At 69.1% G+C, this 11,367-nt stretch carries 9 protein-coding genes; 4 read left to right on the forward strand and 5 right to left on the reverse strand.

Annotation, left to right across the window (positions count from 1 at the left end; all coding sequences use genetic code 11):
• Positions 1 to 4 precede the first annotated feature (4 nt).
• Genes hydA through ACIRGA_RS37400 form a run of 3 tightly spaced genes read right to left on the reverse strand, consistent with a single transcriptional unit; the run spans position 5 to position 3,754 of the window.
• The gene (hydA, locus tag ACIRGA_RS37390; RefSeq protein WP_400950913.1) at positions 5 to 1,390 is read right to left on the reverse strand and encodes a dihydropyrimidinase; all 1,386 of its coding nucleotides are present in this window, start codon (positions 1,388 to 1,390) and stop codon (positions 5 to 7) included.
• On the reverse strand, positions 1,390 to 2,232 hold the full coding sequence (locus ACIRGA_RS37395; protein ID WP_400950915.1) for a nitrilase-related carbon-nitrogen hydrolase: 843 nt from the start codon (positions 2,230 to 2,232) through the stop codon (positions 1,390 to 1,392). The genes hydA and ACIRGA_RS37395 overlap by 1 nt, the downstream gene beginning before the upstream one ends.
• Complete coding sequence (locus ACIRGA_RS37400; protein WP_400950917.1) at positions 2,183 to 3,754, reverse strand: NCS1 family nucleobase:cation symporter-1; 1,572 nt, start codon at positions 3,752 to 3,754, stop codon at positions 2,183 to 2,185. The genes ACIRGA_RS37395 and ACIRGA_RS37400 overlap by 50 nt, the downstream gene beginning before the upstream one ends.
• 241 nt (positions 3,755 to 3,995) lie before the next feature.
• On the opposite strand from ACIRGA_RS37400, the gene ACIRGA_RS37405 reads away from it, so the two are divergent.
• The 3 genes from ACIRGA_RS37405 (at position 3,996) to ACIRGA_RS37415 (ending at position 7,395) form a co-directional block, all read left to right on the forward strand.
• Positions 3,996 to 4,679 carry a response regulator transcription factor gene (locus tag ACIRGA_RS37405; protein WP_400950935.1) on the forward strand — a complete coding sequence of 228 codons (684 nt, stop codon included), beginning with the start codon at positions 3,996 to 3,998 and terminating at the stop codon, positions 4,677 to 4,679.
• Positions 4,676 to 5,701: an ATP-binding protein gene (locus ACIRGA_RS37410; RefSeq protein WP_400950920.1), complete on the forward strand. Its 1,026-nt coding sequence runs from the start codon at positions 4,676 to 4,678 to the stop codon at positions 5,699 to 5,701. Before ACIRGA_RS37405 ends, ACIRGA_RS37410 begins: the two co-directional genes overlap by 4 nt.
• Before the next feature lie 131 nt (positions 5,702 to 5,832).
• Entirely contained in the window at positions 5,833 to 7,395 is a 1,563-nt protein-coding gene (locus ACIRGA_RS37415; protein ID WP_400950923.1) for a DUF4153 domain-containing protein, read from the forward strand.
• Positions 7,396 to 7,516: 121 nt separating this feature from the next.
• Here the strand turns inward: ACIRGA_RS37415 and ACIRGA_RS37420 are convergent, their stop codons facing one another.
• Both ACIRGA_RS37420 and ACIRGA_RS37425 read right to left on the reverse strand, forming a co-directional pair.
• Positions 7,517 to 7,882 carry an SSI family serine proteinase inhibitor gene (locus tag ACIRGA_RS37420; protein ID WP_400950925.1) on the reverse strand — a complete coding sequence of 122 codons (366 nt, stop codon included), beginning with the start codon at positions 7,880 to 7,882 and terminating at the stop codon, positions 7,517 to 7,519.
• Between the two features lie 59 nt (positions 7,883 to 7,941).
• Positions 7,942 to 9,564, reverse strand: a complete 1,623-nt coding sequence (locus tag ACIRGA_RS37425) for a PucR family transcriptional regulator (RefSeq protein ID WP_400950928.1) — start codon at positions 9,562 to 9,564, stop codon at positions 7,942 to 7,944.
• Between the two features lie 143 nt (positions 9,565 to 9,707).
• On the opposite strand from ACIRGA_RS37425, the gene ACIRGA_RS37430 reads away from it, so the two are divergent.
• Positions 9,708 to 11,204, forward strand: a complete 1,497-nt coding sequence (locus ACIRGA_RS37430; protein ID WP_400950930.1) for a CoA-acylating methylmalonate-semialdehyde dehydrogenase — start codon at positions 9,708 to 9,710, stop codon at positions 11,202 to 11,204.
• Positions 11,205 to 11,367 lie beyond the last annotated feature (163 nt).

Here is an 11,367-nt window from a genome sequence, read left to right on the forward strand (position 1 = left end):
CACCTCAATTCAGGTACTGGTTGAGGTCGCGCGAGAGGAATTTCCCGTGCGTCGTACTCCCGGAGAACCCCGACGGCGACACCACGACGCGGCCTCGTGACAGCACTGTCTCGACCTTGCCGGTGATCTCCAGCCCTTCGTAGGCCGAGTAGTCCACGTTCATGTGGTGCGTCTCGACCGACAGGGTCTGCTTCGCCGCCGGGTCGTAGACGACGATGTCCGCGTCCGAACCCGCCGCGATGACACCCTTGCGCGGATACAGCCCGAACATGCGCGCCGGGGTGGTCGAACACGTCTCGACCCAGCGGCCGAGGGTGAGCTCGCCCGCCACGACCCCTTGGTGCAGCAGGTCCATCCGGTGCTCGACGCCGGGGATCCCGTTGGGGATCGCGCGGAAGTCGCCGCGGCCGAGCTCCTTCTGGTCCTTGAAACAGAAGGGACAGTGATCCGTCGACACCACCGAGAGGTCGTTGGTGCGCAGCCCTCGCCACAGATCCGCCTGATGCGACTTCTCGCGCAACGGGGGAGAGGCGACGTACTTCGAGCCCTCGAAATCCGGCTTCGCCAAGTCGTCAATGGACAGATAGAGATACTGCGGACACGTCTCCGCGAAGACGTTCTGCCCGTCGTCACGCGCTTCCGCGACCGCCGCCAAGGCCTGCGACGCCGAGAGATGCACGATGTACAGCGGCGCCCCGGTCACCTTCGCCAGCTGGATCGCACGCGAGGTCGCCTCGCCCTCCAGCTCCGGTGGGCGGGTGAGCCCGTGCTGCACCGGGTCGATCTTCCCGGCGGCGAACGCCTGCGCGGCCAGCTGGTCGATCGCGATGCCGTTCTCCGCGTGCATCATGATCGTCGCGCCGATCTCGCGCGCCTTCTGCATGGCCAGCAGGATCTCGCCGTCCGTGGAGTAGAAGACCCCCGGATACGCCATGAACATCTTGAAGCTGCCGACCCCGCCGTCGACACAGGCCTGCATCTCCTTCAGCGACGAATCGTTGACGTCGGAGACGATCATGTGGAAGCCGTAGTCGATGGCGCAGTTGCCGTCGGCCTTCTCGTGCCACTTGTCCATAGTGGACAGCAGGGACGTCCCCTTGGCCTGGACGGCGAAGTCGATGATCGTGGTCGTCCCGCCCCACGCCGCCGCCGTCGTCCCGGTGCCGAAGGTGTCGACGGAATGCGTCCCGCCGAACGGCATCTCCATATGGGTGTGCGCGTCGATCCCGCCGGGCAGCACGTACTTCCCGGTGGCGTCGATCACCGAGTCGGCGGGACCGAGCGTGCCCGGCGCGCCGACGGCCGAGATCGTCTCGCCGTCGACGAGGACGTCCGCCGCCGAAGCGCCCGCCGTGGACAGCACCTGCCCGCCGCTGATGAGGGTGGTCATCACGCCTCCGCGAGGGGTCCGTAGCTGTCCGGACGCCGGTCTCGGTAGAACGCCCAGAGATCCCGTACTTCGGCGAGTTTGCCCATGTCGAGATCGCGGACGACGATCTCCTCCTCGGTGTCGGACGCGGCTTCGCCGACGAGCTGGCCGCGCGGGTCCGCGAAATACGACTGACCATAGAAGTCGTTGTCGCCCAAGGGTTCCACGCCGACGCGGTTGATCGTGCCGACGTAGTACTCGTTCGCGACGGCGGCCGCCGGCTGCTCAAGCCGCCACAGGTACTCCGAAAGACCCCGGCTGGTCGCCGACGGGTTGAACACGATCTTCGCGCCCGCCAGGCCCAGCGCGCGCCAGCCCTCCGGGAAGTGCCGCTCGTAACAGATGTAGACGCCGATGCGCCCGACGGCGGTGTCGAACACCGGGTAGCCCATGTTCCCGGGCCGGAAGTAGAACTTCTCCCAGAAGCCCTTCACCTGCGGAATGTGGTTCTTGCGGTGCTTGCCGAGGTAGGTGCCGTCGGCGTCGATCACCGCGGCGGTGTTGTAGTACACGCCGGGCTGCTCGACCTCGTACATCGGGACGACCAGCACGACACCGTGCCGTTCGGCGACCTCCTGCATGAGCTTCGTCGTCGGCCCGTCGGGGATGCCTTCGGTGTAGGAGTAGTAGTCGGTGTCCTGCACCTGGCAGAAGTACGGGCCGTAGAACAACTCCTGCAGGCAGACGACCTGAGCGCCCTGCGAAGCGGCCTTGCCGATGGCATCGATCGCGTTCGCGATCATGGACTCCTTGTCACCCGTCCACCGCTGCTGGATCAATCCGGCTCGGACCACGTCGCTCACTTGCATCCTCCTCGATCTCGGTGGTGCGGTTGCGTTCGGGCAGGGACAGCAGCAGGTAGACGACGAAGGCGCCCGCCAGGCCGACGACCCAGTTGTAGTCGTAGAGGGGTTTCAGGAACGGGATCAGCCCGTCGGCGGGGAACGGCCCGCCGTACGCGCCGCCGACCGCGAGCACGGCACCGACCAGCGTCGCGACGAGCGCGCGCCAGTTCCAGCCGCCGTTGAACCAGTAGATGCCGCGTTCGGTGTACAGATCCCGCAGGCTCAGCCTGGTGCGGTTGACCACCCAGTAGCCGGCGACCAGCACCCCGGCGACGGCGCCGAGCAGGCCGCCGTAGAAACCGAGCCACGCGAAGATGTAGATGTTCGGGTCGGAGTAGAGCCGCCACGGCTGGATGACGATGCCGATGATGCCGGTGATCAGCCCGCCGACCGCGAAGGTGATCTTCTTCGGGAAGGCGTTGGAGAAGTCGTAAGACGGGCTGACCACGTTGGCCGCGAGGTTCGCCGACACGGTCGCCAGCACCAAGGCGATCAGCGCGACCACCACGACGACCGGGGAATCGAACCGGTCGGCCAGTTTCGCCGGATCCCAGATCTGCTCGCCGTAGAGGACACTGCCGCCCGAGGTGGTCAGGATGGCCACGATCGCGATGAACGTCATCGTGGTCGGCAGGCCCAGGATCTGGCCGCGGACCTGCTTGCCCTGGCTGCCGCCGAACCGGGTGAAGTCCGGCATGTTCAGCGAAAGCGTCGACCAGAACGCGATCATCGCCATCAGCGACGGGGCGAACACCTTCCAGAAGTCCGGGCCCCAGCCGAGCTTCCCGGGTTCGGACAGGATCGGGCCCAGTCCGCCCGCCTTGACCAGCACGTACCCCAGCAGGATGAGGAAGCCGACCGAAACCAGCGGCGCCGTCCAGTTCTCGAACTTCCGGACCGCCTCCATCCCGCGCCAGATGACGAGCATCTGGAACAGCCAGAACACCGCGAACGAAAGCCAGAGCGTCCAGTGCTGGCCGAGGACGACGGTGGAGTCCTTCCAGCCGGAACCCGCCAGCCGCCCGACGATGATGTAGATCGCCTCGCCGCCGACCCAGGTCTGGATGCCGAACCAGCCGCACGCGATGAACGCCCGCAGCAACGCCGCCAGATTCGCGCCGCGCATCCCGAAGAAGGCACGGGCGAACACCGGGAACGGGATGCCGTACTTCGTCCCGGCGTGGCTGTTGAGCAGCATCGGGATCAGCACGATCAGGTTGCCGATGGTGATCGTCAGCAGCGCCTGCACCCAGTCCATCCCGAGCGCGATCAGCGACGCCGCGAGAGCGTAGGACGGGATGTTGTGCGCCATGCCCATCCACAGCGCGAAGTAGGTGTACGTGGTCCAGGTCCGCTTTTCGACCGGGACCGGGGCGAGTTCTTCGTTGTAGAAGCGGCTGTCCTTCAAGGACTCGACCTCGCCGAGTTCCACCCGGCCATCAGGATGCACGTGCTGCGTACCGCGTGCCGTCGGCTCCATTGCGGAATCGTGCTCGCCCGCGCCGCGCGGGTGGGACTGGCAGACTGTTCACTGTTGAGGGTGTCGGAACGCAGACTGTCGATTGCGTTCGAAGGCCACTGGTGCATGACCTGCGTCACACACGCGGGCGTAGCAATCCGGCAAACCGGCCGAAACATCTCCACAGGATCTCCACAGCTCACCCGGATGGTCTCCACGGCCGATGCCTACAGTCATCCCCATGGAACTGGGAGGACGCCGGGTGCTGGTCGTCGAGGACGACGTGACCATCGCGGAGAGCATCGCCGCGCGTTTGCGGGCCGAGGGATTCTCGGTCGACCTGGCACACGACGGCCCTTCGGGAGTCGAGGCGGCCGCCGAGCGTGAGCCGGACCTGGTGGTGCTCGACGTGATGTTGCCGGGGTTCGACGGGCTGGAGGTCTGCCGCCGGATCCAGGCCCGCCGCCCGGTCCCGGTGCTCATGCTGACCGCCCGGTCGGACGAGACGGACATGCTGATCGGCCTCGGCGTCGGCGCGGACGACTACCTCACCAAGCCGTTCTCCATGCGGGTGCTCTCGGCGCGGGTGCACGCGCTGCTGCGCCGCGTCGAACGGTCCACGCGCGCCGAGGGCGAGGAGACGGGCACGAAGATCGTGCTCGGCGACCTCGAAATCGACGTCGACCAGCGGCGGGTCACACGGGCGGGCGCCCAGGCCCAGCTGACGCCGATCGAGTTCGACCTCCTCGTCCATTTCGCGAAGCGCCCGAGGGCGGTACAGCCGAGGGAACGGCTGCTGAGCGAGGTCTGGGACTGGGACGTCGCGGGCACCGGTTCGGGCACCCGCGCGGTCGACAGCCATATCAAGGCGCTGCGCCGGAAACTGGGCGCGGACCTCATCCGCACCGTGCACGGCGTCGGCTACGCCCTGGAGGTGGGCTCGTGAAGCTGCGCCCGCTGCTCGGCCGCGTCGTCGACGCGCTCCCGAGACCGCTCGACCCGGTCCGCTCCATCAAACTCAAGCTCGCGATCCTGCTGGTGTCGTCGGGCGGGATCGCGTTCGCGTTCTTCAACTGGCAGATCGGCTGGCTGCCGCCGCGGACCACGATCGCCGCCATGGTGCTGGCCGTGGTCACCTCGCAGATCCTGGCGCACGGGATGACCAGGCCGCTGCGGGAGATGACCGCCGCCGCCCGCGCGATGGCCAAGGGCGACTACACCCGGCGCGTCCGCGCGACCGCCCGTGACGAGGTCGGGGAGCTGTCGCACGCCTTCAACCAGATGGCCGCCGACCTGGACGCCTCGGATCAGCGCCGCCGTGAGCTGATCGCGAACGTCTCCCACGAACTCCGCACGCCGATCACCGCGCTGAACGGGGTGCTGGAGAACCTGGTCGACGGTGTCGCCAAGCCCGATCCGGCGACGCTGAAGACCGCGCTGCAGCAGACCGAACGGCTCGGCAGGCTCGTCTCGGAACTGCTCGATCTCTCGCGGATCGACGCGGGCGCCTTCCCGTTGCAGCTGGAGGAGTTCGATCTCGAACTGCTGCTGGAGGAGGTCGCCGCCGAAGCGGGGGCCACCGGTCGTGGAGTGCGTTTCTCGGTCGACGTCCAGCCGCCCGGCGCGACGGCCGTCGCCGACCGCGGGCGGCTCTACCAGGTCGTGGTCAACCTGCTCGACAACGCCGTCCGGCACGGACCCGCCGGGGGAGAGGTCCGAGTGCGGGCGGAGGCGCGCGAGGCCGACGTCGTCATCGAGGTCGAAGACGAAGGCCCCGGGATCCCGCCGGGGGAGCGGGACAGCGTGTTCGAGCGGTTCACCCGCGGTGAGCGGGCTGGCGGCGGGGGCACCGGCCTCGGTCTCGCGATCGCGCGGTGGGTGGTCGACCTGCACGACGGCAGCATCGCCGTCGTCACCCCTGATGGGCGGCCGGGCTGCGTCATCCGCGTCGTGATCCCCGTTCCCTAGCGGGGGCTGAAGGGGACTTTCCCCGCATGTGACGGGGCGAAAGCGTCCTTCACCGCATGAGATGAGGTGAAGGACGCTTTCAGCCCATCCCTGCACCCGACGATATGTGCTTTCGCAAACTGGAGGACTCGATGAGCGAAGACGAAAAAGACCGGCAGGCGCACGCGTCGCCGCCCTCGGCGACGACCACCCTGCCGCCCGCCCCGCCTGTGCCGCCCGTGCCGGTACTGATGCGGCCGCGGGTACCGCCGAAGTCGGCGATCGTCCCGCTGCCCGCCTCCGTGCTGCCCGCGGCGGTCGCGACCGGGCTGATCACCGCCTTCGCCATGCCGGACAACCCCGGAGCCGGGTGGTTCGTGGCCGGGCTCGCCTTCGCGGTGGCCGTCTACTTCGCCGACAAGCGCGCCCGGGGTGACGCCGAACCGCACTTCCGGACGGTCAACGCGCTGTGGGCGGCGGCCGCGCTCGGGCTGCTCGCCGTCGGCATGTTCCGGGCGTCGGTGTGGCTGAACGTGTTGTGCGTGCTGGCGGCCTTCGTCGCGGGATCCCTCGCGGTGGTGGGGAAACGCACCGTGAACACGATCATCTACGACGTCTTCGCGGTCCCCATCGAAGCGCTGCTTTCGATCCCGTGGGTCGGGCGCGGGCTCACGAAGCTCGGCAAGAAATCGGAAGGCCGGACGAGGCCGAGGTTCCTCGTGCCGGTGCTGGCGAGTGCCGTGCTGCTGCTGGTTTTCGTCCCGCTGTTGCGTGGCGCGGACGCCGCGTTCGCGAGCGTCGTCGACGCGGTGATCCCCGAGCTGAGCCCGGGAACCTTCGTGCGCTGGGGTTTCCTGTTCGTGGTGGCCGCGTTCGCCGTCACCGGGGCGTGCTACCTGCTGGCGGCGCCCCCGCTGCCCGCCGATGACGACGTTCCCCGCAAACGGCTCGCGCACCGGCTCGAATGGACGTTGCCGCTGGGTGTGCTGGTGCTGCTGTTCACGAGCTTCGTCGTGGTCCGCCTGGTCGTGTTGTTCGGTGGCACCGAATACCTCCTGGCCACGAGTGGTCTGACGGCGGCCGAGTACGCCAGGAGCGGGTTCTGGCAGCTCTCCGCCATCACCGTGCTGACCCTGCTGCTGGTCGCCGCCGCGCTGCGCTGGGCGCCGAAGACCTCGGTGGCCGATCGTGCCTGGCAGCGCGGACTGCTCGGCGCGTTGAGCGTGCTCAGCCTGGTGCTGGTCGCGTCGGCGTTGAGTCGCATGTGGACATACCAGCAGGCGTACGGGTTCACCGTGCTGCGGCTGCTCGTCGAGGTCTGCGAACTCTGGATCGGCCTGATCTTCTTGCTGGTGCTCGCGTCCCTGATCCCGCTGCGCTCGGCCTGGCTGCCGCGCGCGGCCATCGGGGCCGCCCTCGTCGCGCTGCTCGGGCTGGCCGTCCTCGATCCGGAACGGTTCATCGCCGACCGCAACATCGACCGCCTCGCGCACGGCAAGACACTCGACACCGGTTATCTCTCAAGGTTTTCCGCCGATGTGGTGCCGTCGGCGGACCGGCTCCCCGAACCGCTGCGGTCCTGTGTGCTCGGACCGGTCGTGCGAGGAATCCCGGAAGATGATTGGCGCGAATGGAACCTGAGCCGGTCCCTCGCGCGTCAGACCCCCGTTGCCGCGAAAGACGGGATCGGCTGCCGATACCTGTCCCGTCCTTGAGCCGTGACACCACGGCCTTGATCGCCCTCGTGGGGGTGAGGGCGATCAAGGCCGGGGTGAACGGCGCCGCCGGGCCACCGAGGGGGAGGCCCGGCGATCACCTCGCCGTAGTCGGGAGCGGTCAGAAGGTGAAGACGCCGGCCGACTCGGCATCGGCGACGCAACGGTTGGCGTACGAGGTGCGATAGGTGACCGGTTCGCCGCGCCACTTGCCGACGGCGGAGACGTCCACCGGCGCGTATTCGAGGGTGCAGGCCCGCGGTTCCGGGCGGAGCCTGTCGAACTTTCCGTCCACTTCGGACAGTTTGCCGCAGGCGTTCCCGCGCGTGGGGTGCGATCCCCCGGTGGGCCCGCAGGTGAGCGAGACGGTGCCGATCCGGCCCCTGGTGTCGTGGCTGGTCAGCTGGAACGTGGATTCGGCGGGTTGCGCCGGGGCCATACAGGCCAACGCGAGTACGCAGGCGCCGATCGGTTCGAAGAAAGCCATATCAACCCTATCGGCTGACGTGACCCGATCACTGTGTTCCTCGCTCGGGTGAGATTTGCTCACCCGGACGTGTGGTCGTCCGCTTTTCGAATGTCGTGGGCGAGCAAAGCGACATAAAGCGAGAGCATCGACTCCGGATCTTCGAGCCGCACGCCCAGTACCTGCTCGATCCGGGCCAGCTGCTGGTAGTAGGCGGTGCGGGAGGTGTGCGCGGCGGCGGCCGCGGCCGACTTGTTGCCGCCGTGCTCGCAGTAATGCCTCAACGCCTGAACGAGTCTGCTGCCCTGCGCGGCGTCCCGGCTCAGCAGCGGGCCGAGCTCCCGCGCGGCGAACGCGGTGATCCGTTCGTCGCCTGCCAGCAGATGCAGCAGCCCGCGCAACCGGACGTCGTCGAGCCGGTGGACCACCCGTTCGACGTTTTCGGCGAGCGCCGCGGCGGCGACCTGCGCGGCTTCGACGAGCGTCCGCCGTGCTTCGGCGGGCCCGCTCCCCGTGGTCCCGACCGCGACCACGGCGGGCGCGCCGGCGCGGGCCTCGTGGACGTCGGTGGCCAGCCGCTTCAGGACCGCGTCGACCCCCGCCTCCGGCGAGAGTGCGATCAGCGCGCGCACCTGGGTGTCGTCGGTGGCCACCAGCGCGGACACCTTGGCGTGCCGCGCCGCGAGCACGGTCGCCTCGGCGAGCTCCCGCAGCAGCACCGGAGTGGACTGCGCGGTCTTGGCGGTCACGGTGATCCGGGGCCGCACGGCGACCCCGACCAGCAACCGTCCCGTCAGCGGAACACCCAGCGCGGAGGACCGCGCGGTCAGTTCGGCGGGCGGCACCGGGTTCGCCAGCAGTTCGGTCAGGATCGCGCGGTGCGCCTGGCGTTCGAGACTGTCGGTGTCCTTGGCGACGAGCCGGTGGACCGCGAGCGCGGACGCGGCCCGTTCGGCGACCACGACGTGCCGATGCGGCGGCGGATCCCCGCAGACGACGACCAGCCGTCCCCAGTCGTGCCCGCGCGCGCCGATCACGGTGATCAGCCAGCCCGCGCCCTGGTGGTAGCCGGTCCGCTCGCCGACCTGCACCGGCCGCGACCGGGACGGCCAGCCGGGCAGCAGCTCGCCGGGGTCGGTCCCCGCCGTGTCGTAGGCGAGGACCTCGTGCGACAGCGTCTCCAGCACGACGGGATGTTCGGTGAGCCTCGCGACCTCGCGCAGGATGTCTCCCGGTTCGGCGCCGGCGATCGTCAGAGCGGTGAAGGTCTCGTGGACTCGCTCAGCCGCGCGCAGTTCGTCGACCTGGGCGTCGACGATCAGCCCGTTCACCGCCTCGGTGACCGCCACGAAGCGCGTCTCGCGCGAAAGGGTGATCAGGGGGACACCGTGGCGGTCCGCGGCCTCGACCAGCGCGGGCGGCAGCTTCTCACTCCAATGACGGACCAGTTCGACGACGATCCCGGCGACCCCGATACCCGCCAGGTCGCCGACGTACCGGGCCAGCGCGGCGCCGTCGTCGGGCAGCGCGACCCCGGTGGTGAGCACGAGCTCCCCGCCGCGCAGCAACGGGGCGATGTCCGCGACCTCGGCGACATGCGCCCAGCGGACCGGCGCGTCCAGCCCCGCCGCCCCCGCCACCACGTGCGGCCTGCCCTGACGCAGCACCGGCAGCGCGAGCACCTCGGCGACGGTCGGGTACATCGGCCTCCCACCCGGTTCGACAACGCTGGAGACAGACTGTACGGCCGGGAGCGGGAGTCCGTACACGTTGACGATGGCGTCGGTGTGGCGCGCGCACCCAGACTCGACCAGGAGCAGGCACCCGGACCCGGAAGGCGGAACCCGTGACCGACCGCATCAACCACTGGATAGACGGCAAACCCTGCGAAGGCGTGAGCGAACGATCCGGTGACGTGTTCGATCCGGCCACCGGCCAGGTGCGGGCGAAGGTCGCCTTCGCGGCGCAGGACGACGTCGACGCCGCCGTCGCGGCCGCGTCCCGGGCGCTGCCGGGCTGGCGCGGGACGTCGCTGGCCGGGCGGACCCGGGTGCTGTTCGCCTTCCGTGAGCTGCTTTCGGCGCGTCGTCACGAGCTGGCGAAGATCGTCACCAGCGAACACGGCAAGGTCGAATCCGACGCGGCGGGTGAAGTCGCGCGCGCGATCGAGAATGTCGAGTTCGCCTGCGGCGCGGCGCAAATGCTCAAGGGCGGGTTCAGCGAGAACGCCTCGACCGGCGTCGACGTGTACTCGATCTCGCAGCCGCTGGGCGTGGTCGGCGTGATCTCGCCGTTCAACTTCCCGGCGATGGTCCCGCTGTGGTTCGTGCCGAACGCGCTCGCCTGCGGCAACACCGTCGTGCTCAAACCGAGCGAGAAGGATCCGTCCGCGGCGGTGTTCATCGCGGAACTGTTCGCCGAGGCGGGCCTGCCCGACGGCGTCCTCAACGTCCTGCACGGCGACAAGGTGGCCGTCGACGGGCTGCTGGAACACCGCGACGTCAAGGCGATCTCGTTCGTCGGGTCGACGCCGATCGCGAAGTACGTCTACGAAACCGGGACCAGGCACGGGAAACGCGTGCAGGCACTCGGTGGCGCGAAGAACCACATGGTCGTCCTCCCGGACGCCGACCTCGACCTCGCCGCCGACGCGGCCGTCTCCGCGGGCTTCGGCTCGGCGGGGGAGCGGTGCATGGCGGTGTCGGTCGTGGTCGCGGTCGACCCGGTCGGCGACGAACTGGTCGCGAAGATCGCCGAGCGGATCACACGGCTGCGCGTCGGCGACGGCAGGCGGCCCACCTCGGAGATGGGCCCGCTCGTCACCGCCGCCCACCACGAACGCGTCGAGTCCTATGTGGAGGCCGGGGTCGAAGCGGGCGCCCGGCTCGTCGTCGACGGCCGCGGCGTCGAGGTCGACGGCGAGGACGGCGGGTTCTGGCTCGGCCCGACGCTGTTCGACCAGGTCACCCCGGACATGTCGATCTACACCGACGAGATCTTCGGGCCGGTGCTGGCGGTCGCGCGGGCCGAGGGCTACGACGCGGCGCTGGAGCTGATCAACGCCAACGCCTACGGCAACGGCACCGCGATCTTCACCAACGACGGGCGGGCCGCGCGGCGGTTCCAGAACGAGGTCGAGGTCGGGATGGTCGGCGTGAACGTGCCGATCCCGGTGCCGGTCGGCTACTACTCGTTCGGCGGGTGGAAGGACTCGCTCTTCGGGGACAGCCACGCCTATGGGCCGGAGGGATTCCACTTCTTCACGCGGACGAAGGTCGTCACCTCGCGGTGGCCCGATCCTTCGCAGGGCGGGGTGAACCTCGGGTTCCCGCGCAACAGCTGACGACAGCGCCTCGTGAGTGGTAAGGGCGGTTCTATTTTTGAGCCGAAGGTCAAACGTGGCGTGTTCTTGGGCGGCCCGATGATGGGATGAAGGCTCCCTTCGCCGCGTCTAATGCGGTGAAAGGAGCCTTCGGCCCTGGTCAAGCGCGGGTCGTGAGTGGCGT

This window comes from Amycolatopsis sp. NPDC102389, from assembly GCF_044765885.1.
Lineage (GTDB): Bacteria > Actinomycetota > Actinomycetes > Mycobacteriales > Pseudonocardiaceae > Amycolatopsis.